This is a genomic window from Streptomyces sp. NPDC041135 (assembly GCF_055592085.1).
This window is the reverse complement of the sequence record NZ_JBVIYZ010000032.1, coordinates 15,248-41,573: the sequence shown is the minus strand read 5'-3', so window position 1 is coordinate 41,573 and position 26,326 is coordinate 15,248. Positions and strand designations below refer to the sequence as shown.

At 70.6% G+C, this 26,326-nt stretch carries 20 protein-coding genes; 12 read left to right on the top strand and 8 right to left on the bottom strand.

Annotation, left to right across the window (positions count from 1 at the left end; translation table 11 throughout):
• Nucleotides 1-548: 548 nt before the first annotated feature.
• The 4 genes from ACZ6CZ_RS34420 (at nt 549) to ACZ6CZ_RS34405 (ending at nt 7,031) form a co-directional block, all read left to right on the top strand.
• The gene (locus ACZ6CZ_RS34420; protein ID WP_469029358.1) at nt 549-1,643 is read left to right on the top strand and encodes a chymotrypsin family serine protease; all 1,095 of its coding nucleotides are present in this window, start codon (nt 549-551) and stop codon (nt 1,641-1,643) included.
• Between the two features lie 456 nt (nt 1,644-2,099).
• Entirely contained in the window at nt 2,100-3,521 is a 1,422-nt protein-coding gene (locus ACZ6CZ_RS34415; protein WP_469029356.1) for an amidase, read from the top strand.
• A 163-nt stretch (nt 3,522-3,684) separates the two neighbouring features.
• On the top strand, nt 3,685-4,182 hold the full coding sequence (locus ACZ6CZ_RS34410) for a hypothetical protein (protein WP_469029352.1): 498 nt from the start codon (nt 3,685-3,687) through the stop codon (nt 4,180-4,182).
• A 197-nt stretch (nt 4,183-4,379) separates the two neighbouring features.
• Complete coding sequence (locus ACZ6CZ_RS34405) at nt 4,380-7,031, top strand: helix-turn-helix transcriptional regulator (RefSeq protein ID WP_469029349.1); 2,652 nt, start codon at nt 4,380-4,382, stop codon at nt 7,029-7,031.
• A gap of 47 nt (nt 7,032-7,078) precedes the next feature.
• On the opposite strand, the gene ACZ6CZ_RS34400 is transcribed toward ACZ6CZ_RS34405, so the two are convergent.
• The 5 genes from ACZ6CZ_RS34400 to ACZ6CZ_RS34380 form a co-directional block, all read right to left on the bottom strand.
• Nucleotides 7,079-8,320, bottom strand: coding sequence for an MFS transporter (locus ACZ6CZ_RS34400; RefSeq protein WP_469029345.1), 1,242 nt, complete (start codon nt 8,318-8,320; stop codon nt 7,079-7,081).
• 180 nt (nt 8,321-8,500) lie between these two features.
• Complete coding sequence (locus tag ACZ6CZ_RS34395) at nt 8,501-9,334, bottom strand: class I SAM-dependent methyltransferase (protein WP_469029342.1); 834 nt, start codon at nt 9,332-9,334, stop codon at nt 8,501-8,503.
• Entirely contained in the window at nt 9,331-10,587 is a 1,257-nt protein-coding gene (locus ACZ6CZ_RS34390; RefSeq protein WP_469029339.1) for a cytochrome P450 family protein, read from the bottom strand. The genes ACZ6CZ_RS34395 and ACZ6CZ_RS34390 overlap by 4 nt, the downstream gene beginning before the upstream one ends.
• A gap of 403 nt (nt 10,588-10,990) precedes the next feature.
• Nucleotides 10,991-12,064 (bottom strand): trypsin-like serine peptidase, encoded by a 1,074-nt coding sequence (locus ACZ6CZ_RS34385; RefSeq protein ID WP_469029336.1) that lies wholly within the window; start codon nt 12,062-12,064, stop codon nt 10,991-10,993.
• Nucleotides 12,065-12,397: 333 nt separating this feature from the next.
• Nucleotides 12,398-12,706, bottom strand: a complete 309-nt coding sequence (locus ACZ6CZ_RS34380) for a hypothetical protein (RefSeq protein ID WP_469029334.1) — start codon at nt 12,704-12,706, stop codon at nt 12,398-12,400.
• A gap of 465 nt (nt 12,707-13,171) precedes the next feature.
• On the opposite strand from ACZ6CZ_RS34380, the gene crtI reads away from it, so the two are divergent.
• The 5 genes from crtI (at nt 13,172) to ACZ6CZ_RS34355 (ending at nt 19,030) form a co-directional block, all read left to right on the top strand.
• The gene (gene crtI / locus ACZ6CZ_RS34375; protein ID WP_469029331.1) at nt 13,172-14,686 is read left to right on the top strand and encodes a phytoene desaturase family protein; all 1,515 of its coding nucleotides are present in this window, start codon (nt 13,172-13,174) and stop codon (nt 14,684-14,686) included.
• Nucleotides 14,686-15,609: a phytoene/squalene synthase family protein gene (locus tag ACZ6CZ_RS34370; RefSeq protein WP_469029329.1), complete on the top strand. Its 924-nt coding sequence runs from the start codon at nt 14,686-14,688 to the stop codon at nt 15,607-15,609. Before crtI ends, ACZ6CZ_RS34370 begins: the two co-directional genes overlap by 1 nt.
• Complete coding sequence (locus ACZ6CZ_RS34365; RefSeq protein ID WP_469029326.1) at nt 15,606-16,382, top strand: lycopene cyclase domain-containing protein; 777 nt, start codon at nt 15,606-15,608, stop codon at nt 16,380-16,382. The genes ACZ6CZ_RS34370 and ACZ6CZ_RS34365 overlap by 4 nt, the downstream gene beginning before the upstream one ends.
• A 96-nt stretch (nt 16,383-16,478) precedes the next feature.
• Complete coding sequence (locus ACZ6CZ_RS34360) at nt 16,479-17,519, top strand: family 2 encapsulin nanocompartment cargo protein polyprenyl transferase (protein WP_469029323.1); 1,041 nt, start codon at nt 16,479-16,481, stop codon at nt 17,517-17,519.
• A gap of 29 nt (nt 17,520-17,548) precedes the next feature.
• Entirely contained in the window at nt 17,549-19,030 is a 1,482-nt protein-coding gene (locus ACZ6CZ_RS34355) for a carotenoid oxygenase family protein (protein WP_469029320.1), read from the top strand.
• On the opposite strand, the gene ACZ6CZ_RS34350 is transcribed toward ACZ6CZ_RS34355, so the two are convergent.
• On the bottom strand, nt 18,988-19,452 hold the full coding sequence (locus ACZ6CZ_RS34350; RefSeq protein ID WP_469029317.1) for an ABA4-like family protein: 465 nt from the start codon (nt 19,450-19,452) through the stop codon (nt 18,988-18,990). The two genes, ACZ6CZ_RS34355 and ACZ6CZ_RS34350, sit on opposite strands and share 43 nt — an antisense overlap.
• A gap of 175 nt (nt 19,453-19,627) precedes the next feature.
• Here ACZ6CZ_RS34350 and ACZ6CZ_RS34345 point away from each other — a divergent pair, with 175 nt between their 5' ends.
• From ACZ6CZ_RS34345 to ACZ6CZ_RS34335, 3 genes are all read left to right on the top strand, one after another.
• Entirely contained in the window at nt 19,628-20,422 is a 795-nt protein-coding gene (locus ACZ6CZ_RS34345; RefSeq protein WP_469029313.1) for an SDR family NAD(P)-dependent oxidoreductase, read from the top strand.
• Between the two features lie 582 nt (nt 20,423-21,004).
• Nucleotides 21,005-21,703: a hypothetical protein gene (locus tag ACZ6CZ_RS34340; protein ID WP_469029311.1), complete on the top strand. Its 699-nt coding sequence runs from the start codon at nt 21,005-21,007 to the stop codon at nt 21,701-21,703.
• 29 nt (nt 21,704-21,732) lie between these two features.
• Nucleotides 21,733-22,047, top strand: a complete 315-nt coding sequence (locus tag ACZ6CZ_RS34335; protein ID WP_469029307.1) for a hypothetical protein — start codon at nt 21,733-21,735, stop codon at nt 22,045-22,047.
• A 191-nt stretch (nt 22,048-22,238) separates the two neighbouring features.
• Here the strand turns inward: ACZ6CZ_RS34335 and ACZ6CZ_RS34330 are convergent, their stop codons facing one another.
• On the bottom strand, nt 22,239-23,456 hold the full coding sequence (locus ACZ6CZ_RS34330; protein WP_469029305.1) for a cytochrome P450: 1,218 nt from the start codon (nt 23,454-23,456) through the stop codon (nt 22,239-22,241).
• A 171-nt stretch (nt 23,457-23,627) separates the two neighbouring features.
• Nucleotides 23,628-26,285 carry a helix-turn-helix transcriptional regulator gene (locus ACZ6CZ_RS34325; RefSeq protein WP_469029302.1) on the bottom strand — a complete coding sequence of 886 codons (2,658 nt, stop codon included), beginning with the start codon at nt 26,283-26,285 and terminating at the stop codon, nt 23,628-23,630.
• Nucleotides 26,286-26,326 lie beyond the last annotated feature (41 nt).

Here is a 26,326-nt window from a genome sequence, read left to right as displayed (position 1 = left end):
GGGAGCGACGCGACGACATGCACGAGGCCTTCCTCGGCCTTGCCACCTGCCTGATCACACATAGACACGTCCAACGCCTTTGTTAGGACCTCTAAGACCGATAGAAGGCTCCGGGAACGAGCTGGAGCACCTTTTACTCACCGCTGCATGGAATAAACACCCTAGGATCTCAACGTTTGACAACCCGGGCAATCGCATCTGCGATTTCGGTTTCACTCGCCACACGTGGAAGCGAATCCCGGGAGGAACTAGGAGGGCGATACAAGCATGAGTCCCTCTACTCTGAAGAAGATCAGGTTCATCGGGACCGCTGCGAGCGTACTGCTCATGCTCACGGCCGGTACCGTCCAGGCGAGCAGCCACGCCCTCGCGGTGGATGACACCAAGGGCGTGCAGAGCAACGCCTGGATCCAGGACACCCCGCCACCCGCCGGGTACGCCTCCTGGTCCAGGCCCTGGCCGAGCAGCAGACGCTCGACACCCTGGCCGACAAGATCATCGGGACCCTGCCCGAGAGCGGCTCCGGTTACGGCTCCGTCGCGATCGACTTGCCGAACCACCGCATCAAGCTCTACTGGAAGGGTTCGCTGCCGGGCGAGGTCCAGAACATCGTCTCCGGAGCTCCCGACCGGGTGCTGGTCTCCCAGGCGGCCTATACCCGCGAGCAGATGCTGGAGGCCGCCGAGCAGGTCATGCAGCGCCGCAACGACCAGGCCACCCGGATCGTCGCCGCCGGTCCCGCCGCGGATGCGTCGGGACTGGCTATCGGCGTGTCCGGCAGCGCCGACCAGGGCAGTGCCCTCGCTGCCGTGCAGTCCCTGGGCATGCCGGTACGGGTGACCGCCAACCAGGCCGTCAAGAACGCTGTGGTCGCCGACGAGGCCTCGCCGACTTCCGCATCCCCGTCGCTGGCCTCGACGCTCGACCGCTGGACCGACACAGCCCCGAACTGGGGCGATGCTCACCTCTGGGCCAATGGCCCGGGCTGCACGGTGGGCTTCCCGCTCCACGACAACACCGGGCACCCGCTCATGCTCACGGCCGCGCACTGTCTGGCCAAGACCCCGGTCGGCGATGACCCGACCGCCGATGTCCGGGTAGGGGTCGTCGCCAAGAACTTCGTCAAGGCGAAGTGGGATTCGCGCGACCTCGCGGTCATCGATCTGAAGGGCCAGAGCGTATCGGCTGCCCGCACCTGGTTCGGTGACGCCAAGGGCAACGCCAACCTGACGTACATGACGGTGCGCGGTGTTGTCGGCAACCACGTCAACGACTACGTCTGCACCAAAGGTGCCTATTCGGGCACGCGCTGTGGACTCATCGTGGATGCCGTCGACCAGATCGTGGCCTCGGGGTACGGGGGCGTCACCTACCAGAGCGTCGAGGCTCACTCGTGGGACGGGAGCAACGCCGGAGGCCACGGTGACAGCGGTACAGGCGTGTTCAGCGTGGACCCCGACCTCCAGGGCGTCCGCGCGCGCGGCATCCTGACCAACATGTCCGCGTGGCCTCACGAGTACGTGGCCTGCACCGGAGTCCTCAAGTTGGGCCAGGAAGACCGGTACTGCTCCAAGCACATCTATTACACGGACATCGCCGCCTCGCAGAAGCACAACTGGGGCTCGGTGACCACCGCCCTCTGACAGCGGCCGGGACATCAGCCTGTACGAGGCGTTCGGAGTTGCGGGGCGAAGCGGACCTCGCCATGGAGCACCCGTCGGCGCACCAGCCCTCGACGAGCTAGCTGCACTGCCACCTGGACGGATCAGTGCGGCCGGCCACAATCGCCGACCTGGCCCGGGAACAGTAGGTCGCGCTGAGCACCCCATCGGAGCAGCTCGTGGTGACGCCGCCCCACGGTACCTGGTCCGCTTCCACACACACATCGACTCCCCCTGTCCCGCCATATCTCGCACGCCCTGTCCCGGGCGGCACGCGCCCGGGCCCCGCACCGCGCTCGCGCCTGGGCGCCGGAGCGACGGAGCGACGGAGGAACTCAACAGCCCTGCGGACAGGCTCTGATCCGGGCTCCGGAAGCCGTCGGTTCTCCTCTAATGTTCGAACGAAGACCACAGGAGAACCGACGAGAGCCGAGGCCCATGTCCCCCTATTCTTCCGCCGGCTTGACGGAGCAGGCCGCGGCCCTCGCCGAAGGACGCGTCTCCAGCCGCGTCCTGGTCGAGGAGACGCTCACCCGCATCATGGCGGCGCAGCCCGCCCTCAACGCCTTCCGGCGATTACGACCGGAAGCGGCGCTGGACGAAGCCGACGAAGCCGACCGGCGGCTGGCTGCCGGGCAGCAGCTCCCCCTGCTGGGCGTACCGGTCGCGGTCAAGGACGACACGGACCTGGCGGGCGAGCCCACCGCGTTCGGTTGTGCCGGTGACTTCGCGCCAAAATCCGCCGACGGCGAAGCGGTGCGCCGACTGCGGGCGGCCGGCGCGGTCATCGTCGGCAAGACGAACACCCCGGAGCTGGGCCAGTGGCCGTTCACCGAGGGCACCGCCTTCGGCGCCACGCGCAACCCGTGGAACCCGGACCACACCCCCGGCGGTTCCTCCGGGGGCGCCGCGGCAGCGGTGGCCGCCGGCCTGGTCCCGGCAGCCCTGGGTTCGGACGGCGCCGGCTCGGTCCGTATCCCGGCGGCGTGGACGCATCTGGTGGGCATCAAGCCCCAGCGCGGCAGGATATCGACCTGGCCGGACGCCGAATCCTTCCAAGGGCTGACCGTTCCGGGTCCGCTCGCCCGCACGGTCGCCGACGCCGCGCTCCTGCTGGACGCCGCGGCCGGGAACCACCCCGGCGACCGGCACCGGCCGCCCCGCGCGTCGATGCTGCCCGCGGCCGGCCGCGATCCGGGCCGACTGCGCATCGCTCTGTCCCTGCGCGCCGCGTTCGCCGCCACCCCCACGCCGCTCCACCCCGAGGTGCGCGGGGCCACGCTCGCCGTGGCCGACGCCCTGTCGGCGCTCGGCCACGACATCGAAGAGGCCGAACCGCGCTACGGCCTGATCGGCCTGACCCAAGTGCCGCGAGGAATGGCGGGCATCGCGCAATGGAGCACACGCGTACCCGAACAGAAGCTCTTGGATCCCCGTACCCGCAGCAACGCGCGCCTGGGCCGCCTGCTGGCCGGGCCGGCGCTGCGCGCCGCCCGCGCGGCCGAGGGCCGGCTCCAGCGCCGGATCGGTGCCATCTTCCGGCGGTTCGACGTCCTCCTCACTCCGACGACCGCCACCCCGCCGCCGCGCATCGGCGCCCTCGACGGCCTCTCCCACAGCCGTACCAACCGGACGATGATCGCCTGCTGTCCCTATGCGTGGCCCTGGAACGTCCTGGGCTGGCCCGCGCTCAGCGTCCCGGCCGGGCTCACCGCGGCGGGACTGCCGCTGGGCGTGCAGCTGCTCGGACCGGCCGACAGCGAGCCGCTCCTGATCTCCCTCGCCGCACAGTTGGAAGACGACCAGCGCTGGCACGAGCAGCGGCCCGGCGAGCTGCGGGCACAGCAAACGACGGCCTGACAGCGAGCACCGCGGGCCGAAGGAGTACCCGCTACTGATTCGGTTCCCGCGCCCACCGCCTACGCTGCCAGGCAGATGTTCCGCAACCGGACCTGCCGCGCCGTACCAGGGCGAACAGGTCCTCCTACTTCAGCAGGGAATCATGGTGCTTAACAGAAAGAGGATGCTGACCGCTGCTTTAGCCACCGCCGCATCCGTCCTGGCGACGACAGCTCAGGCGCAGGCAGCGGACGCTCCACTCGTGCGCGTCCACTACAGCAACGCCACCCTCAAGGTCACCGACGTCGGCGGCCTGTTCGAGGGTCCCGACCAGACCGTCACCCTGAATCTGGCACTCCCCGACGGATTCGTGGATTCCGCGCACCGGGAAGTCTCCTGGGACTTCCACGGATGTGTCGACCAAGTCCGCGTGAACGTCCACCTGGTGAGCACCTACATTCCGGTCCCGGAATACCCGGTCGCCCACACGGCGCAGGTGAGCCTGTTGCACGGGGCAGGTTCCGGCACCGCTTGTCCTGACTCGGCTGTTCTCAGCGCCTCGGCTTCCAAGACGTTGCAGACGAGTCTGGACGGTGTGCCGACAGCCGGTGACGCCGTCACGGCAGCGTCGCAGGACGGCTCGGGAACTTTCAAGTACACCGTGAACGTGTCGAGGGCCTGAACGACGTCTCCACCATGCCGGTTCGGCTCGCCCCCGGCTGCGCGCGACCGCGCGTCCGGCCACTGCGGGGCGAGACGGCCGACGCCCTCGCGGCCCCGGTTGACTCGGCCCGCACCCAGGACGCAAAGTCGCCTCGGAGGCACCGCCCGATACCCCGTGTGCCTCTGAGGACCCGATGGGATGGTGGAAAGGGACTCATGCCGGGGAGCAAGGACGGACAGGTGGCCTGGCCCCTGGAGGGCAGGGACCCGGAACTCGACCGGTTCCGCAGGATTTTGCACGACCCGACCGCCGGCGTCGTCATCCATGGCACGGCGGGTGTCGGCAAGTCCCGGCTGGCGGAGGAGTTCCTCGCCGAGGCGAGCACGGCCGGCGCGCGCACCAGCCGGGCCAAGGCCACCCCCTCCACGGCGACAGTCCCTCTGGGCGCGATCCGCCATCTGGTGGATGATGACATCGACCTGCGCAACCCCATCGCAAGCTTTGCCGCCATCACCGGCCGGCTGAAGCGCACCTCCCGGGGCGGTTCCACCGCCCTCTGGGTGGATGACATGCACCTGCTGGACTCCTCGTCGGCCCTGCTCCTGCACCAACTGGTCAATGCCGGGGCGATCCGGCTGATCGGCACCGTCCGCTCCGGTGAGCCGCTCAACAACGCTGTGACCGCGCTGCTCAGCAGCACCCCCCTGATCCGGATGGACCTCGACCCGCTGCCCGTGGACAACGTGCACCACCTGCTCGACACGGTGCTGGGCGGCCCGGTGGGACGTTTCACCGTCGCCCGCCTCCACCACGCGTCGCAGGGCAACCCCCTGTTCCTGCGGGAGATCGTGTCGGGCATCCGCCGTGACGGTCTCCTGCTCAACGTGGAGGGGCTCTGGGAAATTCCGCAGGACAGCCTGCTGCGCACGCCGGTACTGAAGGAGCTGATCCGGGGCCGGCTCGCGGCCGCGCCCGCACGGGCCCGCCCCGTCCTGGCCCTGCTGGCCCTGTGCGAACCGGTCGGCCTGTGGGACGCGATGGCCCTCAGCGACGAGGCAACCGTCGCCGCGCTGGAGGAGAAGGGCATCATCCGCGTCGTCGAGGACGAGCGGCGCACCACGCTGGAGCTGTCCCACCCCCTGTACGCGGAAGCCGTGACGGCGGAACTGCCCGCCGCGACGCGCAGGGAGCTGATCAGCGGGCAGGCCGACCGGATCACCCGTCACGGCGCCCGGCGCCGTGACGACTCCCTGCACATCGCCGCCTGGCGCCTGGAGGCGGAAGGCACCGCGGATCCCGCCCTCTTGTTGCAAGGAGCGGTCCTGGCCAGGCACGCCCACGACTACGCCATGGTGGTGCGCCTCCTGACGGCGGTGCCGGCGGAGGAACTCCCTTTGCCCGGCAAGTTGTTACTCGGTGACGCGTACTGGGAACGCACTGAGTTCCGCGAAGCGGAGGCGATCTTGCAGAGCGCCGACCGCAGTGCCGCGTCGGAACACGAGATCCTGACCGTGACCATGGCCAGGACCATGAACCTGACCTGGGCGGCCTCCGACGTGGGCCGGGCCGTCGAGGTGGGCAACGCCTCCGCCCACCGGGTGGGAGCCGACGCACGGCGGGCGCTGCGCGTCAATGAGGGAGCCAACCGGCTCATCTCCGGCGAGCCCGTCACCGGTCTTCGTATGGTCGAGGAAAGCCAGGTGCCGTTGCAGAAGGCCCCGTTCCCGCCCATCTGGCTCTACGGCCAGGCCATGCGGACCATCGGCCTGGCGGTCACCGGTCGGTCCGCCGAGTCGAAGGCGGTCGCGGAGGAACTCTTCGAACTGCACAGCGCCCTGGACGCACAGATCTTCATGCCCCATCCGGCGACCAACTTCATCCACCTGTGCCTGGCCGACCAGGAGGCAGGCGCGCTGGACAACTCGCGCCGCTACGGCCGGCTCGGCGTGACCCAGCTGATGGAGGTCGGTGAGCGGATGCCGCTCATCTGGGTCACCTTCCAACTGGGCCGCGCGGAGTGGCTGGCCGGGCGGGTGCGGACGGCACACCGGCTGTTCACCGAAGCGCTCGCGTTGTCGAGTACACACGAGAATGCCATGGCTGCGCCCGTCGTTCGGGGCTACACGGCGGCCAGCGCGGCCCTCTGCGGGGACCTCGGCCCGGCGGGTGCCGTGTCACGGCCATCGGCGCAGGATGAACCGGCCCGCCGGGGCTTCCTGTGCGGCGAGGAGCGCCTGGGCGACGCCTGGCGCGCCGCGCTCGGCGGCCGGGTGGCGTCGGCCCGGCAGATCCTGCGCGGTGCCGTACACAGCGCACGCGAGACGGGACACGTCTCCTCGGCCATGCTCCTGCTGACCGACCTGGCCCGGCTGGGCGCACCCCGCGAGGCTCACGAGCAGCTGGCCGACCTGCTGCCCCGGTGCGACGGCGCGCTGGCACCGGCCCGGGTCCGCTTCGCCGCCGCCCTGGCCACCGGCGATCCGGTCGAACTGGAGCGGTGCGCCGAGGTGTTGGCCGCCGTCGGCGCCCGGCTGCAGGCCGCCGAGGCCGCGGCCGTGGCCTCGGCCCGGTGGCGTGAGGGCGGACAGCACCGGCGCGCCACGGCCGCGGCGCACACGGCGCAGAACAACCTGCTGCGGTGCGAGGGCATCAGCACTCCCCTGCTGACCCGATCGGCGGCGGTCACCCCGCTGACCGACCGGGAGACGCAGATCGCCCTCATGGTCACCGAGGGCATGCGCAGCCACGACATCGCCGAACAGCTCTTCCTGTCGAAGCGTACGGTGACGAACCACCTGCAGCGTGCCTACAAGAAGCTGGGCGTGACCAGCCGGGGCGAGCTGCGGTCCCAGTTCGGTGGGGTCTGACACGGGGCGCCGGCCCCCCGCGCTCCTGCGGTCCTAAGGGCGGGCGGTCAGGAGGCCCGGACACCGGCGGCGTCCGGTGCCGGCGCAGCGTGCGCGGGCAGTCGGCGTACGGCGGGCACGCACAGAAGCGCCAGAGCGCACGGAAGGGCCAGCGCGGTCATCGCGTACAGCGTGGCCCGGACCCCCGCGGCATCGGAGACCGGCCCGGCGAGTGCCAGTCCCAGCGGCATGAGACCGGCCGACAACAGATAGTCGAACGAGCTCACGCGGGACAGCGCGTGATCGGGCACGTGAGTCTGCAGGGCCGTCTCCCACAGGACGAAGAAGAGGGAGACGGCGGCGCCGGTGACGGCTTCGAGGAGCGCGATCACGGCGAGGGGCGCGCCGGACCCGATGATCACGGCTTGGCACGTGCCCACGGCCAGTGCCACGGCGGCCACCGTCAACGGGCGCGCGGGGCGCAGCCGATAGGCGCAGGCGTTCCCGGCGACGGAGCCGACACCGAAGGCGGCGACCACCGTCGACCAGCTGGCCGCGCCCGCCCACTCGCGTTCGGCCAGGACCGGTCCGAGGATGAAGACGGAGGGCAGCACGACGACGTGGAAGACACCCATGGCGGCCATCGAAGCCCACACCCAGCTACGGCCCCGCACGTGCCGCCAGCCAGTGCGCAGATCCTCCAGGAACGCCGTGCGCTCCGCGGCGGTCGATGCGGCGCTCGCCGCACGCGGGCGCAGCCCTGCCAGGAAGGCGGCGCTGACGGCGAACGTCAGGGCGTCGAGCGCCAGCGCACCGCCGGGGCCGGTGAGCGCGAGCAGGCCTCCGGCCAGGGCCGGGCCGAGCACCAGGCCGGTCGACTGGGCGAAGCCGCGCAGCGCGTTGGCTTCCCGTAGCCGTCCGGTGCTCACGACGAGCGGGAGCAGGCCCGTGGCTGCCGGCAGGAAGAACGCGTCGGCGGTGCCAAAGACCCCCATGAGTACGGCGAGATGAATGACGGTGGCCCGGCCGGTCAAGAGCAGTACGGCAGCGGTCGCCTGAACGCCGAACCGGACCAGGTCGGAGACCATCATGATGCGGTGGCGCGGGAAGCGGTCGGCCCACACCCCGCCGAGCAGGGTGAACAGGAGAACGGGCACCAGCCCGGCGGCGGCCACCAGTCCCACGTCCGATGCGGAGCCGTCGGCCGCGAGCACGCCGAACGGGACTGCCACGAAGGAGACGCGGTCCCCGAGGACGGACAGGGACTGCCCGACGAAGAGCCGGGTGAACTGCGGTTCTTCTCGCAGCACGGGGGGAACCAGAGAGGGCACAGGTGGCCAATCGAAGGGGACGGGTTGGGGGAGCCGCCGCCACGGGCGGCTCCGCGCCAGTCAAACAGGCCCGTCCGCCCCGTGCCTGAGTAAATCCTGCCCATCCCGTTGGCGGGCCCCCAGGTGAGAGCGCGTCCACGGGGGCTGCCGACGGGCCCGTCACCCTTCCGCTGCGAGCGGTGCGCGTGCGCGCAGCGAGTAGAGGACGGGGAAATGGGTCCGGCTCACCGGCAAGCGGTAGAGCCCGTCGGCGCCGCGGGGCAGCAGGTTGCGTCCGTCGAACTCGACCTCCGTGTGCTCTCCCAGCCGCTCCACGGTCAGCCCGGCACCGGCGGCGGCCGTGACGATCTCGCCCAGCGAATGCGGGTAGTTGAACACCTCGTACGTTGCGATCGGCACGTCCGGTCCGGCGTACGTCCCGGTCACCGTCTCCCGCTGTGGCGCGCCGCCGCCGTAGGGCCAGTCGGCGACGAGGGGCTCCAGGCCGGCCACCGTTTGATAGGCGGGGTGCAGGTCGACCAGGACCAGTCTGCCGCCGGGCCGCAGGGCCCCGGCCGCGCCGCGCATCCACGCGTCGAGGTCCCTGACCCAGCACAGGACCCCGTAGGTCCCCACCACGAGATCGAACCGCCCGGCCAGTGCGGCGGGCAGGTTCTGGGAGTCCGCCTGAACGAAGACCGCGTCCAGTCCGGCCCGGGCGGCCAGGTCCCGGGCCCGTGCGACCGCCGTCCCGGAGAAGTCCACCCCGGTGGCCTTCGCGCCCAGACGGACCCAGCTCAGCGTGTCCATACCGAAGTGGCAGTGCAGGTGCAGCAGATCCAGACCCGTGACGTCACCGGCCAGCTCCCGTTCGAGGCCGAAGAGAGTCTGCCGGCCGGCCAGGAAGGTGTCCACGTCGTAGAACGTGTCCTGGGGTGTGGTCCCGTGGATCCGGGCACGCGCGTCCCAGAGCGCTCGGTTGGCGGCCAGGTCCTCACGCGGTGTCTCGTTCATGACCGCAGCCTGCCAGCCCCGAGTCCGCCTGCACCACGGTGGGCCGTGCTCTCCGCCGACGGCGCTCCGGCCGCCTCGGCAGGGAACACCCGCAGCGGCAGTGAGCTCAGCGCCCGCACCACCGATCCGGCCTTCAGACACAGCGACGAGCGTTCCACGGCCAGTTCCAGCGCGTCGAAGTGCTCGACGAGCGCGTACAGCGCCTCCTCCAGTTCCAGCTGCCCCAGTCCTGCGCCCAGGCAGCGGTGCAGGCCCGCACCGAAGGACAGGTGCTGCGGCTGCGGATCGAGACCGAGCGAGTGCACGTTCGCGGCGTCCGAGGCCGGCAGCACGGCCTCCCCCTCCGCGATCGTCACGGAACCGATCCGCACGGGCTCCACCGCGACCCGTGCCAGAGTGCCCCCGAGATGATTGAACACCGTCGTACGCAGGTACTCGGTGACCTTCGCGGGGATCAGCTCGGGGCGCTGCCTCAGCCTCTGGAAGGTTGCGGGGCTGGAGGCCAGGTCCAGCAGGTAGAAGCCGAGCTGGCAGGCGGACGTTTCGTAGCCGGCGATCAGGACCAGGGCCACGAGGGAAATCGCCTCCTCCCGCTCCAGCGAGCCCTCCCGGACCCGTGCCGCTAGGCCGGAGCACAGATCCGGTCCGGGCTCCAGGCCCTTGCCGTCGAGGATCCTGCCGAAATAGTCGATCAGGCTGTCGTGCGCGGCCGCGATGTCCTTCTCGTCCGCCACCATACTCAGGGCCAGGTCGGACCAGCGGTGGAAGTCGTCCCGGTCCTCCTGCGGGACGCCCAGGACCTCGCAGATGACATCCACGGGCACGGGCAGGCAGAACTGCGCGACCGCGTCGAAGACCTGCGGGGCCCGGGGCAGCTCCCGCATCCGCAGGTCGATCAGGCGCCGGATCCTGGGGCGCAGCGCCTCGACGGACTTGGGGCTGAAGAAGCCCGCGGCCGCACGCCTGACCCTGGTGTGCTCCGGCGGATCCAGGGACAGCAGGGAGGTCCGCACCAGCAGACTCGGCAGGATCTCGTTCACCGTCTCCACCGCTCGGGCCCGGCTGAAGCGCGGATCGGTGAGTACCAGCCGTACGTCGTCGTAGCGGCACACCAGCCACGCCTCGCCCCCGTGGGGCAGCACCACGCGAACGGGATCGGCCTGCTCCCGGAGCAGATCGCGGTAGAACTCCTCCGGCCCTTCCACCGTCGCGCTCTCGCGGAACGGAAAGTGCCGCACTGCCTGTGTGCCCATGCGTTCGCCCCATCCAGGTACGCCGGTTCGTGGTCCCACCGTCGCGGATCCTGCGGAGTGCGGCCTGAGTAACGGCTACTCGGCGGCCCGGGAGCCGGCCGCGCGAATCCGGTGCCCGCCGCGGCCCGGGCTGATGACCGGTGCCGAACGGGCATGGCGTCTCACGGGTCCGGTGCGCGCGGTGCGACCGAGGGACGACGGGTGCAGGGGATGGGCATGCAGCGCTGGCCGCCGGCATCGCGAACGGCGGAACTGAACGCTTTTCGGCCGCATGTGCCGAGCCGCTGTGCCGGGACCTGGTGATCTTCGGCCGGGTGGAACGGTCACGTTACGGCTGGCGGAGCATCGCGTCGCGCGCCGCGTAGCCGGACCCTCAGCGCCCCACGCCCGGCGTTCGGGGCCGTCAGTAGCCCAGCATGAGGTTGTAGAGGTCCCACTCCTGGTCGCGGAACTGCGGCCCGATCTCTCCAGGCTCGAAGGGGAAGGCGTACGGCCGGTACAGGGATGTGACGCTCACGGCGTAGCCGACGCCCGTCTTGCCGGTCTCGTCGAAATCGGCCAGCCAGGAACCGCCGCTGGCCCCGGGCCCCATGTCGCACGGGGTGAGTTCGATGGCCCCCGGGTGGTACGACGTCGTCTTCGTGGTCACCGGGTCGCACGTGTAGAGGTACTGACCGCCGCCGTAGTTGTGCGGGTACCCGAACGGGCGGACCTTCTGCTGGGCGGCCTCGAAGAACCCAATTCCCTGGGCGCCCACCTGGTCCTCGATCTCCAGGCCGTTCTGAGCGGACAGGGCGACGAAACCGACGTCGTGCGCCGAGTCCTTGGTGGTGCTCCAGCCGCCGGTGACCCCGTACCCGGAGGCCACCCAGAGGCCGCCGAGCTGGTAGTTCACCTGGCCCGAGTAGCCCGGCGCGAATACCACATTGCTGTTCCAGGACGTGGTGCCGAGGTCCATGAGGCAGTGCCCGGCGGTGAGCACGAGCTTTCCGGTGGCCGCCTCGACCACGGTGGCGGTGCACGATGCGGGCTGACCGTGCGAGTCGTCGAAGAAGAGCTTGCCGATCGTCGAAGCGGGCTTCCGCGTCGGCCCCCCGGTCCACTGGCGGGTGCCGAAGGTGCCGGTCAGGGAAGCTGCGGACCCGGCCGCTTCGACCGGGCCCCGGCGGGGGGCCAGGCGGACCGGTTCGTGCATCCTGGCATCGGGCTCGCCGACCGGCCCGGCGACCGACGGGGGCAGCTCCAGGCTCTTGGGGGCCCCGATCGCCTGCTTGAGGCGTTCGGCCGTCCAGTGCCTGCGTACCGCGGTCACCGCGTCGGCATCGAGGACGGCCGCCTCGCGCGAAACCTGGAGCCGGACGGCCGAGGGGCCGGACTCCTGCTCCGCCCGGACGGTGGCCGCGGAAGCGGGACCGGCGAGGACCGCAGTCGTCAGAAGTCCGGCGATGGCTGTGAGGATTTGACCGCGCTTCAGCATGACGTTCCTTCGTGCTCGGAGGGGTGGGCAGTCCGTCCGGCCTTCCGCCCGGGTGCCGCCATAGCGCCGGCAATGATGCGGGGACGCTGCGCCGAGGAGTACCCCCGGTCGGCGCGTGCGGGGGCGGACTTCACCCGGTTCCGCCGGGGGCGGCGAGCCTCCGGTCACATCCGGATGAGGCTCCGGCCGCCTGTCCGCGTCAGCGTATCCGCGCCGTTCAAAGGCGGATGAGTACCCCGTCCTCATTTTCCAGGCCCGCGCTGCCTGCCTCACGACAGGAAAGCCGGGACGGCCCGATGGGCCGTCCCGGCGGAAACCAGTGGCGGAGCTGCGTCAGCTGAAGAAGCACTCCGCCTGGATGGCGTAGACCCAGCCCCCGGCGGCCGGTCCGCTTGTGGACGAGCGCTTGACGCATAACGCGTGGTTCGCGTCTTCCCAGGCGTGCATCTGGAGCTCGGCCTGCGTTTGCGCCGCGCTCAGCGCGGTGCCCGAGCCCGAGAACTCCATGCCCACGGGGGGCTTCCACGCCGCGATCGACGCCCCGGTGTCAGCTGAGGCGGACGAGGACGCCGCCGCAACGGCGGCGAGGCCGGCGCACAGCAGAGCGGCACCCCTGACGGCGATCCGGGTTCGGGTTCCCATGGTTCCTCCTGGTGAGTGGCGACCCCAGCGGTCACTCCGACTATGGGGCGCGGCGGAGCAGCACGTTCGATAGCCGGACATGCGCCGAGTGTGGACATATAGCCTCATTCCATGATGATCCGCCCGGACATCGCCGTCCCGAAACCCGTTATCGACCGTATGTCACGCATTCCAAGAGGTCTGGAAGGTGCCCACCGGGCACCGTCCCGGACCCGATCCGGGTGAGTAGCGAATACTCACCTCCCGCCCGACCGGGCAGAGGAAACTCTCGTGTGCATCGCGATTCTCGATCTCGCGGTCTCACGCCTTCGCAGGGACCGCGCGCGACCGACCGGACGGGCAACGGCGCTCCAGGCGTCCGGTGCCCGCGCGCACTCTGCCACTTGCGCGCGGGCACCGGCCCGGGTGCCGGCCCGCCCGTCTCGTGAAGCCGGACCCGGGAGGCGGCCAGTGACCATCCGCACCGTGCAAGGGATCACGGACCACGTCGTCGTCATCGGCGCCGGTCTGGCGGGACTGTCCACCGCATTGCACCTCTCAGGAGCGGGACGGTCGGTTACCGTCCTGGAGCAGAGCGGCGAGCCGGGCGGGAAGGCGGGCGCCTTCCGGCAGGACGGCTACACCCTCGACAACGGCCCAACCGTCCTGACCATGCCGGACCTGATCCGGGAGGCCTTCGCGGCAGTGGGCGAGGAGTTGGAGCAGCGCCTCACGCTGTTGCCCGTGTCACCCGCCTACCGGGCGCATTACAGCGACGGCAGTTCACTGGACGTGCATACCGACACCGGTGCCATGGCAGCCGAGATAGAACGCGTCTGCGGACCCGCCGAAGCCGTCGGGTACCGGCGCCTGGTCGGGTTCCTCAAGCGTCTGTACGCCTGCGAGTACGAGCATTTCATCAACCGCAACATGGACAGCCCGCTCGACCTGGCCCTGCCCCACCTGGCGAGGCTCGTCTCGTACGGCGCGTTCCGCAGCATGGAGGGGAAGGTCAGGCAATACCTCAAGGATCCTCGGACGATCCGCCTCTTCTCCTTCCAGGCGCTGTACGCGGGCGTCGCTCCCCATCAGGCGCGGGCGCTCTACGCGATCATCTCGTACATGGACACGGTGTCCGGTGTGTTCTTTCCTCTGGGCGGGATGCACGCCGTCCCCCGTGCCATGGCCGAGGCCGCGGTGGCCCACGGCGTCAAGATCCGCTACCACACGACGGCCGAGCGCATCGAGACCTCCCTGGGCGGACGGGCCCGGGCGGTCCTGACCACCGACGGCATCCGCATACCCGCGGACGCCGTGGTGATCGCCACGGACCCCTCCGTCGCCTTCCCCCGCCTGCTGGGCACGGTCCCCCGGGGCATCCGCCGACTGCACTACGCCCCGTCCTGCTTCCTGTGGCTGGCCGGAAGCCCGCCGCGTCCCGTCACGGACGGAACATCACCGGCCCACCACAACATCCACTTCGGGCGGACCTGGCGACGGGGCTTCCACGAGATCATCGACAAGGGCGTCCTGATGACCGATCCATCGTTCATGGTGAACGTGCCCACCGCCACGGACCCCTCGCTCGCCCCGGCCGGGTGTCACAGCCACTCCGTCCTGTTCCCGGCCCCCAACCTGATCACCGGCCGCGTGGACTGGGAAACCGCGGCCCCCCGGTACCGCCAGGAGGTCGTGGAGATCCTCCGGCGCAACGGCTACGCCGCACTGGCCGACGACCCCCGCGCCGGGCACGTCATCACCCCCGCCGACTGGCTCCGGCGCGGGTGTCCCGCCGGTACGCCGTTCAGTGCGGCGCACACGTTCCGCCAGACCGGACCGTTCCGAACGCCGAACCTGGCCGGCGAGAACATCGTCCTGGCGGGCGCAGGCACCCACCCCGGAGTGGGCATCCCCATGGCCCTCATCAGCGGACGCCTCGCCGCCGAACGGGTCACCGGGCCGGTCCGGTCCGCTCTGCGCCGGCCCCGGGGCGCGCGCTGATGAGGACCGTGGACCGCCATATCCTCGATGCGGCAGGCATCGCGACACCTCGGCTGCGTGCCGCCTACAGCGAGTGCCGTCGCCTGCACGCGCGCCACGGACGCAGCTACTACCTCGCCACGCGCCTGCTGCCTCCCTGGAAACGCCCCTTCGTGCACGCCCTGTACGGCTTCGCGCGCTACGCGGACGAGATCGTCGACAACGAGCCGCCACGCACCCGGGAGGAACACTTCCGGCAGTGGTCGCAGCAGGCCCTGCGCAGCCTCTGCGACGACTCCCCCGGCCACGGCTCCGATCCGGTCACCACCGCGCTCGGCGACACCTTGCGCCGCTGGGACATCCCCGCCGACCACGTCCGGGCCTTCCTCGACTCCATGGCCGCCGACCTGACCGTGACGGACTATCCGACGTTCGACCACCTGAACCGGTACATGTACGGTTCGGCGGCCGTCATCGGCCTCCAGATGGTTCATATCCTGCAACCGCTCGCGGAGGAGGCGTACCCGCGGGCCCGGGCCATGGGCGAGGCCTTCCAACTGAGCAACTTCCTCCGCGACGTCGCGGAGGACTTCGACCGGGGGCGCGTGTACCTGCCGGCGACCGACCTGGAGGAGTTCGGCGTCACCCGGGAGGACCTGCGGCGGACCAAGGCGAGCGGTCGGGTCAAGGAACTGCTCAAGTACGAGATCGACCGCACCCGGAAGCTGTACGCCTATGCGGTCGGTGGCATCCGCATGCTGGCCCCGACCAGCCGCCCCTGCATCCAGACGGCCTACTACCTCTACAGCGGCATCCTCGAGAAGATCGAGGACGCCGACTACGAAATCCTGGGCCGCCGCGTCGGAGTCGGGCTGCCGACGCGGCTGCGCGTGGCGGTACCGGCCTTCGCCGAATGCCGCCGGCTGCGCCGGAGCATCCCATGACCTACGCGGAGTTTTTGCTCGCCTTCCTCCTGCCACCGCTCGGATGCACCTGCTGGGCGGCGCACCGCTCGCTGCGGACGCGGGACACGCGAGGGGAGCTACGGCACACCGGTACGCGGCTCCTGCTGGTCCTGATGCTCGCCGCCTGGCTGTGGACCACCCCCTGGGACAGCTGGATCATCCGACGCGGAGTCTGGGAGTACCACGAGGGAGCGGTCCTGGCGGCCCTCTTCCACGTGCCCCTGGAGGAGTTCCTCTTCATGGCCGGCCAGACCGCTGCCGTGGGAGCACTCACCTTGCGCGTCATCGCACGGATACCGGAGCGGCCCGCGGCATCCGTGCCCCGGCCGGTGCCGTCATTGCGCCGGACCTGTGCCGGCTGGTGGGCGGCGCTGGCCGCCGTCGGTCTCGCCCTGACCCTCGCCGGTCCGCACGGCACCTACCTCGGGAGCATCCTCGTGTGGTTCGGCCCGCTGCTCGCGGTCCAGGCTCTCGCCGGGGCCGACGTGCTCAGGGAACGGCGTACGGAACGGCTGCGGATCCTGGTGCCCGCTCTCCTTTACCTGTGGAGCGTCGACCGCATCGCCATAGGGTTCGGCGTCTGGCGCATCTCCGGTGACCACACCTGCGGCTGGGCTGTCTTCGGCCTGCCGCTGGAAGAAGGTGTCTTCTTCACCGTCACGAGCCTGCTGGTGGTCAACGGACTGATCCTCGGCACGGACGCCCAGGTCCAGGCACGCGCCGTACGACGACCTCTCGTGCGGCGGTGGTGACGGGCACCGAACGCGGCTTTGGCTTCGAGGTCTTGAAAGGAACACCCGGCTCTCTTCCCGCGACGACCGACCATCCAGGACCCATCGAGGTGGACCGTGACGCAGCGCATTCTCGACCAGGAGAACCCGAGGGCCGTGACGGTCCTGGCCCAGGCACGGAGCGAGATCGACGCCATCATGCGCTCGGCGGTGGACGAGCTGCCGCGCTCCATGCGACGGGTCACGGGCTTCCACCTGGGGTGGTGGAACCAGTTCGGCGTCCCCGAGGAAGGCGCGCCGGGAAAGGCCCTGCGTCCCGCCCTGGTGATGTCGTCCGCCAAGGCCCTGGGAGACACCAGCGGTGCATGCGCCACCGCTGCCGCCGCGGTGGAACTCGTCCACAACTTCACCCTGATCCACGACGACGTCATGGACGCCGACACCCTGCGTCGGCACCGGCCGACGGCCTGGTCGGTGTTCGGTACCACCGACGCCATCCTGGCAGGCGACGCCCTGCAGACTCTGGCTCTCATGGTGCTGGCGCGCGACGACCACCGCGCCGCGCCGGCCGCCGCCCGGCGGCTGACGGCCTGCATGATCGAACTCTGTGAGGGCCAGAGCGCCGACTGCCGCTTCGAGACCCGCAACGACGTGGGACTTGCGGAGACCATGGCGATGGCGGAGGCCAAGACGGGAGCCCTGCTGGGCTGTGCGTGCGCGATCGGGGCCCTCTACGCCGGGGCGCCCGCCGAGGTCGTTGAGTCCCTAGACCTCTTCGGCCGGGAATTGGGGCTGGGATACCAGCTCATCGACGACCTGCTGGGGATCTGGGGCGACCCCGCGGTCACCGGAAAGCCTGCGGGTTCCGACCTCCTCGCGCTGAAGAAGTCACTGCCGGTCGTCGCCGCACTCGCCTCCGGTACACCGGAGGGTGCCTCGCTGGCAGAGCGCTACACCTCGGGTGCCTCGGTGCACGCCCGTGACGTGGAGTGGATCGCCGGCCTCGTGGAGAGGGCGGGGGGACACGAATGGGCACGGAGCGAGGCAGCCCGCCGGATCCGCCGGGCCCTTGAACTGCTCGGCATCACCTGCCCGGACACGAACGCGGCCTCGGACCTCATGGCCCTCACGAGGCTCATCACACGCCGACAGAGCTAGTCCCTCAGGATCGGAGTAGTCACATGACCATGACACAGCCGCCTGCACCCCGCTGGGTGCCGATGTTCCAGGACCGTGCCACACCGCTGCGCATCGACGCGCTGCCCGTGTCCGGTGTGGTGCCCGACAGCCTGCGTGGGACGCACTACCGGGTGGGTCCGGTAGCGGGTGAGGCGTACGGCACGCCGCTGGCGCACGCCTTCGGCGACGCGGACGCTTACATCGCCGCGTACACCTTCACCGACGACGGCGTCTCCCTGCGCGGCGAGATCGTCGACACCCCGGTGCGCAGGCGCGAGCAGTCCGCGGGACGCCTGGTGGGGTCCACCTTCAGCACCATGGCCGAACGCAGCCTGCCAGCCCGGGCCTTCGCCAACATACGTGGCATGATCTCGATGTTCGTCCCGTCGCTGATCCCGTGGAGTTCCGGCTACCAGTCAGTCAAGGACACGCCCAACCACGTGCCGTGCGTGATGGGCGACTCCCTGATCCTCCTCGGTGGCGCGGGCATCCCCTACGCACTGGACCTGCGGACACTCGCCCTCAAGGGCCACGAGGACTTTCGCGGCGCCCTGCCCAGGCGGCAGCTCTACCTGGTCGGGGAGAGCCACCTGGACCCCAACACCGGTGAACGCTGCTTCCTTGAGATCAACACGGGGTTGCGCCTGTGGACGGTCGACGCGAACGGTGTCGGCCGCCGCTCGGTCAACCTGCCGATGGACCACGTCTACCTGCCCCACGACTTCGGCATCACCCCCACCAAGATCGTGGTTCCGCTCGGCCCCATCCACTCCGGATTCCTCCCGCTGACCAAGGCGACGCTCGGGTTCGCGACGATGAACGAGGTCTTCGGATGGCACCCCGACGAGCCGACCCGGTACTGCGTCATCGACCGGGCCACCTGGACCACGCGGATGTACGAAGCCCCGCCCTCCTACCCGGTGCACCTCGCCAACGCCTTCGAGGACGGCGACGATCTGGTCCTCGACATGAACGTCCACTCCGACGACGCCGGGGTCCGCGGGTTCACCGCCTCCTTCCACCACAACGCGGGCCACCCGGACTTCACCAACCGTTTGCACCGGATCCGGCTGTCGGCCGACGGAAGCAGCTCCAGCAAGGAGCTGGTCCCCTTCGACTGCGAGGCACCCCGCTCCAGCAAGGTTCTGCACGGACGGCCGACCCGCTACCTCTACGCCTTCGCGACCGCGGCCGGGATCGCGGGTTCGGGCCGGGTCGTCAAGGTCGACGCGGAGACGGCCACCCACGAGGTGCACGACTTCGGCGAGCACTGCGTGACGGGCCAGCCCGAATTCGTGCCGGATCCGGCCGGCAGCGGCAAGGAGGACGAGGGCTGGCTGCTCTGCCAGGTCTACGACTCGCGGGCCGACCGGACCTTCCTGAGCATTCTGGACGCCACCGACGTCGGCAAGGAGCTGGCCCGGCTGGACCTCCCGTGCCCACTGCCCTACCTGCTGCACGGGGAGTTCCTCCCCGCCGGGAGGCCATGACCGGGTCGGCGGACGCCACGTGCCAGCCGCACACCGAGGTAGGCGAGCCAGCCGACCGGTCCGAACAGCATCGTGAGGAACAGACAGGGCACCACGAGCAGGTGCGGGACGCCGTGCTTCTGCGCATCCCGCACCTCCCAGCTGCCGATCAGCAGGTCGAACGTCAGATAGTGCGCCGTGGCGGCGAGCACCATCCAGGGTTCCCGGAACAGCTCACCCACCCCTGTCAGCGACGACGGGCTGCCGTCGGCCTTCCAGAACGTGGCGGCGACCACGACCGTGTAGACGGCAGCGCACACCGCGGGCGTCCACACGGCGGTCAGCCCGTGCGTGACCCACCGCTTGCGTGGCATCGCGGCGAGCATGATCCACGACAGCACGGCCACGCCGTTGAGGAGGGTGAACAGGAGATCGGGAGACACGGGTGTCCTTTCGCCGGAGTCCGGCCGACGGCCGGCCGCGTCCACCATGCGAGCCGGCACCTCCCGGGAAATGAGTAAGCGCTACTCACACAGCGGATGACACCGCCGGCGACGCACCTCCGGGGCCTACGATGCGTGCGATCGGGCACTTCCTGGGCGGGAAAGGACGTCATACATGCGCATCTCGGGGTCGAACGTCTTAATCACCGGTGCGACGGGCGGGATAGGCGAGACCATCGCCCGCACGTTCGCGGCACAGGGAGCCCGGCTGGTCCTCTCCGGACGCCGCAAGGACGCTCTCAACGACCTGGCGGGAGAGCTTGGGGCCCGGGCTGTTCCGGCCGATCTGGCCGACCCGCAGGACGTGGCCCGCCTCTGCGAGACGTGCGGTGACACCGACATCCTCGTGGCCAACGCAGCGCTCCCCGCCAGCGGGGACGTTTTGGAGTACACCCCCGAGCAGATCCGGCGCGCCCTCATGGTCAACCTGGAGGCCCCGATCATGCTGTCGCGACTGCTCGCGCCCCGGATGGCGCGCGCCGGCCGGGGACACCTCGCCCTGGTCGGGTCCATATCCGGCAAGGCCGCAACGAAGGCGACCGCCATGTACAACGCGACCAAGTTCGGCCTGCGCGGCTTCGCCCTGGCGCTCCGCCAGGACCTGCAACCGGCCGGGGTGGGCGTCTCCCTGGTGCAGCCGGGCTTCGTCAGGGACGCCGGCATGTTCGCCGCGACCGGCGTCGCGCTGCCCCCGGGCATGCGCACCGTCTCGCCCCAGCAGGTCGCCGACGGTGTCGTCCGGGCCGTGACCCGTAACCTGTGCGAAGTCAATGTGGCGCCGCTGGAGCTGAGGATGCTCAGTAGCGTGGCTGGACAGTTCCCGGCCCTGTCCGAGCAGGTGCAGCGCAGGTTCGGCGTCACCGACGACACGGTGACGGGCATCGTCGACGCCCAGCGCGCCCGGCGCTGACGCCCGCGCCTCCTCGGCTCCGGCGGAGCCGCAGCCGGTACCTGCCCGCGCGACGGCGCGCGGGCAGGTACCGGCTACTCATGTTGCACACCCCCCTCCTTCTCCATCATGAGGACGAGGCTCGGACCTGCGGGCTCCCTCGCACCGCGACGCGGTGCGGGCGGATCAGCCATTCCTCCGCGGTCCGTAGCCGGTTTTCGCCCCGTACCGGGGCACAGCCGTCCGACATTCCGTCCAAGGAGAAGCCGTGCAACATCTGACCGACCGGGAGGAGCGCCGTCTCCTGCTCCAGCACGAGCAGCGGATCTTGACACCGCTGGGCGTCATGAGGCACCTGCGCCGAGCATGGAACCGCATGTGTTTCATCTTCAGCCACACCGACCCGCACGATGTCCGGGTCGCCAGAATGCGGCCCAGCGACGCGGTTCCCGTGACTGCGGCCTCGTACAGCGCCGGTCCCCCGCCCACTACCCGGATGTGAGAGGGACCGCACGGTCCGCATTTCGTTGAGCAATCACCACTCTGTTGGCGCCGACTCTCCCGGGAGGAATCTGTCAGCAGCTCGAAGAGAATTGAGGAAGCGTGAAAACCAGAACAATCGTGGCGGCCCTCCTGTCCGTTCTCGGACTCATCGCACTCGCCACATCGCCCAGCTCCGCCGCGAGCGATCCGCGGCGTTACGACGTCAGCGTCCAGTTCCTGTCCGTGGAATTCATCGGTATGAACGACAATGACGACGCGGGTTACTACGACGATGCCGTCGAGCTGTACGGATCGCTGGGGGCGTGGCAGGACTGGGGCGGCTGGATCGACGACTACCACTACCTGACCACAGCCGACTGGAAGGGCGCGCCGGGCACGAGCGGTCACATCATCGGGGACTGCAACGGCTGGCGTGACTGCTGGCGGACCCTCCGCTCCGGCAAGGTGTACCCCGTCACCACCATCGGGTCCGGTTGCGGAGGCGTTCCCGGATGCAGCCACCCCTTCGCCGGCGGTCTTGGGGCCGGTTTCTACGAGGACCAGGCCACCTCACGGAGCAACACCGACACTCTTACGATGCACTCCATGGAGGCCGGACACGTCTTCCACGTCACCACCAACATGTGGGACCACGATGACGGCCTCAATCCCGACGACAAGCTCAGCGGCGCCAACTACAGCTACACGGTGAGGCCGGGCGCGGCTCCCCAGTACAGCCAGATCGTCTCGACCAGCGGCTCGGGCAAGGTCCGCATCAACTACCTGATCAAGACGCCCGTCTGCTCCTGGGCCTGCTGACACCGCACCGGGCCCCGCGCCTGGGCCTGGTGGCCGCACCCCTGGCCCCGGGGCCGGACCGGCGCACCGGGCCGATGACCCCGCAGGAAGCGCTCGTGGCCGCCATGCACGCGCTCCTCTCCCTCTACCGGGATGCCGCCGACGGTCACTTCCCGCCCGCCGACGGCGGTGTCCTGATCCTGCCGCCGCTGCCCGTCGGACTCGAGTGCTCGACGGCGTCGACCGGGTACGCGGTCGTCGCGACCGGCATGGGACATGAGGAGGTCCTCGCTCACGCCGCCGCCGGATTCGGCGGATCGTTCTCGCCCGGATTCCTGAACCACTCGGCCGGTAGGCGGTACTGAATCGACGTCACCGACGTGAGCCTCGCCGCGCGGGACCGGCGGACCGTCGCGGCTCGCGCCACTGACCGGCTACGAGGACCACCTCCGTGTCCTGCACGCCCGCCGGCTCCGGCAGGACGTGCAGGTGCCCGGGGGCGGGCGCGGGCTCGTCACGGTCGACCTGCGGGAGCGGCCGTCCGTAGCCGTTCTCCTCAGCGGCCCGAGACGGGCAGCGCGATCACCCGCCGCATGAACCAGTGCTCCGCGTAGCGGACCTCCGCCCGGGGCATGGCGAGTTCCAAGCCCGGGAACCTCCTGGTGAGGGCTCCCAGGGCGACCTCACCCTGCAGCCGCGCCATGGCCGCGCCCAGACAGTTGTGCAGGCCGTGCCCGAGGCCCAGATGCCGTGGCCCCTGGCGCGCGAAGTCGAGCTTCCCCGGCTCGGGGTAGACCTCCGGATCGTGGTTGGCCGCCAGCAGCGACGCGAGTACCGGAGTGCCGGCTTCCACGGGGACACCCAGGAGGTCGCAGTCCTGCGTGGCGAACCGGATGAAGGCACTGGCCTGGGAGCTGGTGTACCGCAGGAGTTCCTCGACCGCCTCCGGGCCGACGGGAGAAGCGGCCGGTTCTTCGCCCCGCCACTGGCCCGGATGGTCCAGCAGGGCCAGGACCGAGTTCCCGATGAAACTGCGCGACGAGTCGGCCCCTCCGAGAATCACCACCGCCACCAGCGCCTCGAGGTAGTCCTCGCCGATGCCGCCGTCCTGGTCCGCCGCGGCGACGAAGTCGGAGGTGAGGTCCTGGCCGGGACGGGCCCGCTTCTCGTCGATCAGCTCGCGCGCGTAGGCGCACACCTTGCCGAAGGCGATGGGTACCTGGTCCATCAGGGCGGGGTCGGTAGGGAAGCCCTGCTCGATAGTGCGGGCCAGTTCGGCGAAGCGGTTCTCCGGGAACCCGAGCAAGGCGCCCACGGTCTGGGCCGTCACGTCGGCGGCGAAGTCGTCCATGACGTCGAACTCGCCCTGTTCCGCGCAGCGGTCCAGCGCCCGCTGGACGAATCCGTCGATCCGGTCCCGCCACATCCTCGACCGCGCGGGCGTGAAGGAGGGCATCGCCAGCCGCCGCACCTCGGTGTGGAACGGCATGTCGATCACCGGCAGGGAGTACTGCAGGACGGTGCCGGCCCCGGTCACCAGCCCGGCGTCGCGGAAGTCCTGCCGCGCCCAGGTCCTGCCCTCCGTCGAGAAGCGCCCGTCGGCCAGCAGGGCCCGGACGTCCTCGTACCGGGTGAGCAGCTTCATCCGGATGTCCCCGACGGGGAAGGTGAACTCGTGCACCGCCGCCGCGTCCCGCAGCCGGGCGAGGACGGGGTGCGGGTCCTGGTAGTAGTCCGGTGTGAAGAGGCCGATGGAGGCCGATCCCACGCTCATGCACAAGCCTTCCTGGTGAGTACCGGCGGGGCTGCGAACAGCGGAGATACGGCCCCGCGCCCGCCCCGACCCCGCGCGGCCCATCCTGGACAGGATGGGCCGCCGCGCCATGAGTAGTTCGTACCTATGGGCCGCTCGGTACGGCTGGCGGGCCGGTGGGTGCGGGCCCGGTCAGGTGCCGCTACGGCGGGCCTGGGCGGGGGGACGGAGCGCGGCGAGGGTGGCGTCCTGGAGGACGCTGCTGAGGTCCCTGCGGGTGGTCAGGCCGAACTTCGCGTAGACCCGCTGCAGATGGTTGTCGACCGTGCGGGCGGAGAGCTGCAACTTCGCGGCGATGTCCTTGCTCGGGTAGCCGCCGGCGGCCAGCACCGCCACCTCCCGTTCCCTGGAAGTGAGCAGTGCCATCGTGGCGTGCGCGTCCAGCAGGGGGGTGTGAGCGTTCTCGCACTGCGCCGCCCAGACGGCTGCCCGCTGCGTCGCCGCGGCGGCCTTGCGCCGTTCGCCGTCGCGGCGCCAGGCGCCTGCCGCGGCCGCGGCGGCCTCGGCGGCCATCAGATCCGCTCCGATGGCATTGAACTGCCGCGCGGCGGCCATCAGGCCGTCCCCGTCCTGCTGCGCGAGCGCAGCCGCCAGTCGGGCCCGTGCGGGCATCAGCTCGCCGTCACAGACCGTGGCCAGTTCGGCGAGCCGGGCCGCCACCGCGTCCGCTCCGCCGAGCCGTGCAATGTCCGTCAGGCACATGGCCTCGGCGGTGACCTGTCCACTGGCACGGGCCCGGGCGGCCATCCCTTCGAGGACCTGGCACGCCCGCGCGGACTCGCCGTGGGCGGCCTGGAGCCATGCCGGGCCCAGGTCCTCCTCCACGGAGATCAGACCGGGCCGTTCGTCGAGGCAGTCGAATTCCTTCGCGGTCGCCTCGGCGGCGGCGAGGTCCCCAAGGACCGCGGCACAGGCGATCACTCCGCCCAGTGCCAGCCGCAGTCCGAAACCGTGCTCGGTGCCACGGGCCAGGACGGCTGCCTCGGCCCACCAGGTACGGGCGGAGGCCACGCGTCCGGCCAGCCACAGCGCCCGGGCGACCGAGGCCGCGATCCAGATGCGGGCCATGAGGCCGGCGGCGGCGATGTCGGCGTAGGCGTACTCGCCCACCGCGACGGCCTCCTTCAGGCGTCCCGCGTCCGTCAGCGCGACGACGAGCGGGATCCTCTCGACGGCGGGGTGGGACACCAGCGCCTGTTCGTCGAGCTCCTGGTGGACGGTGAAGGCCCGTTCCGCCGCGGTGATGGCCTCGGTCGTGCGCCCGACGGCGGCGAGGGCCGCGGGCCGCAGGAAGACACCGCGCAGCCAGGCGTTGACGTCCATGGCCCGGCCGCCGTCCTCGTCCAGGTCGTCCAGGAGCGCCAGTCCCTCCACCGGCTGACCGGAACCCACCCGCAGGTAACCCTCGTTGATACGCAGCATCCGCCGGGCACCCGGGTCGGTGAGCTTGGCCGCGGCCTGCGCGTTGGCCGCCAGCGCGGCCTCGACCGGGCGGTCGCTGAACACCAGGTTGGAGGTCCGGGCGAGGGCGACGGCAACGGTCTCCTCCTCGCTGGTGGTCAGGGCGCTCGCCCGGGCCAGGACCGTCTCGGCCTCGGTGCACTTGCCCATCTGGAAGAAGGCCTCGCCCGCCATCAACCGCGTGTAGGTCGTCTGCTCCGCTTCGGGCAGCGCGCCCAGGAGGGCGGTCACCTGGTGGTAGTCATGGGCGTAGCGGGCGAGCACCGCCCCTTCCCGCAGCAGGGCGGGGTCGGCCGTACCGGTGGCCATGAGCCGCCACCGCGCCACGTACAGCGCGTCGTCCCGCCGGTTCGAGCCGTACGCCTCGATCCGGTCCGCCTGCGCCAGGAGGATCTCGCGCTGGCGCTGCGGGCTCATGGCCGAGCGCAGCACCTCGCCGTGAAGGGGGTGAGCCAAGTGCAGCGTTGTGCGCCGCTGCTCCGTCGTGACGTGCAGGAATCCCTTCTCCTCCAGAGCGGCCAGTTCATCCCAGGTGGTGATCTGCCTGGCATCGGCGAGCGCCACGGGCTCGCAGCACGCGAGCAGCTCGAGAACCGGCAGGGCTTCCGGGACGGCCTGGAGACGCGCCCGGATCAGCCCGGTCAGTTCCACCGTTCCCTGAAGGCGACTGCCGGTGAGGGCCCACATCTCGCCGTCCGTGGTGATCGCGCCGCGCTGAAGTGCCCCGAGGACGAGCTCGCGCAGGAACAGGGGATTGCCGCCGGAGGTGGCGTGCAGCTCCCTCACGCTGCTCCGGTCGACCGGACCTCCGAGGGAAGCGGCCAGCATCTCGCCGGTGGCCTTCTCGTCGAAGGCGCTGAGGTCGACGCGGTGCACGGCGTCGCCGCCGAGCAGGGCTTCAATCGCCTCGCCGTAGGGCTCTCCGCTGCGGACCGTGGCGATCAGCCGTACGGCACCGGTGCCGGTCAGCTGCTGGAGGAGGAGGGCGGAGGTGGCGTCGAGCAGGTGCAGGTCGTCGACGAGTAGTGCCAGGCGTTCTGCCGGCCGGCGTCCTCTCCAGGCCTGCACGACCGCGGCGAACCCGGTGACCGGATTGGACAGGTCGACGTCGCGGGGCAGGAGATGGGCGACGGCACCGAGAGGGACGGTGGCCGCCGCCGTGGACGCCAGTGCCCGTCCCGCACTCCAGCCCTGTTCCACGGCGTAGGTCAGCGCAGCCTCGGCGAGCCGGGTCTTCCCCACCCCGGCGGGGCCGGAGATGATGACGCTGTGGCAGCGGCCGGCGTTCCAGACTTCGGCGAATCCCCTCAGTTCGCCTTCTCGTCCCACGAGCGGGTCTAGAAGTGGCACCTGCCCGTACACACTCATAT

Bases quoted from the DNA above. Each gene is read 5' to 3' on its own strand.
- ACZ6CZ_RS34415 (WP_469029356.1), top strand. From the start codon at position 2,100: ATGTCCCCCTATTCTTCCGCCGGCTTGACGGAGCAGGCCGCGGCCCTC.
- ACZ6CZ_RS34410 (WP_469029352.1), top strand. From the start codon at position 3,685: ATGCTGACCGCTGCTTTAGCCACCGCCGCATCCGTCCTGGCGACGACA.
- ACZ6CZ_RS34405 (WP_469029349.1), top strand. From the start codon at position 4,380: ATGCCGGGGAGCAAGGACGGACAGGTGGCCTGGCCCCTGGAGGGCAGG.
- ACZ6CZ_RS34395 (WP_469029342.1), bottom strand. From the start codon at position 9,334: ATGAACGAGACACCGCGTGAGGACCTGGCCGCCAACCGAGCGCTCTGG.
- ACZ6CZ_RS34390 (WP_469029339.1), bottom strand. From the start codon at position 10,587: ATGGGCACACAGGCAGTGCGGCACTTTCCGTTCCGCGAGAGCGCGACG.
- ACZ6CZ_RS34385 (WP_469029336.1), bottom strand. From the start codon at position 12,064: ATGCTGAAGCGCGGTCAAATCCTCACAGCCATCGCCGGACTTCTGACG.
- ACZ6CZ_RS34380 (WP_469029334.1), bottom strand. From the start codon at position 12,706: ATGGGAACCCGAACCCGGATCGCCGTCAGGGGTGCCGCTCTGCTGTGC.
- ACZ6CZ_RS34370 (WP_469029329.1), top strand. From the start codon at position 14,686: ATGAGGACCGTGGACCGCCATATCCTCGATGCGGCAGGCATCGCGACA.
- ACZ6CZ_RS34365 (WP_469029326.1), top strand. From the start codon at position 15,606: ATGACCTACGCGGAGTTTTTGCTCGCCTTCCTCCTGCCACCGCTCGGA.
- ACZ6CZ_RS34355 (WP_469029320.1), top strand. From the start codon at position 17,549: ATGACACAGCCGCCTGCACCCCGCTGGGTGCCGATGTTCCAGGACCGT.
- ACZ6CZ_RS34345 (WP_469029313.1), top strand. From the start codon at position 19,628: ATGCGCATCTCGGGGTCGAACGTCTTAATCACCGGTGCGACGGGCGGG.
- ACZ6CZ_RS34330 (WP_469029305.1), bottom strand. From the start codon at position 23,456: ATGAGCGTGGGATCGGCCTCCATCGGCCTCTTCACACCGGACTACTAC.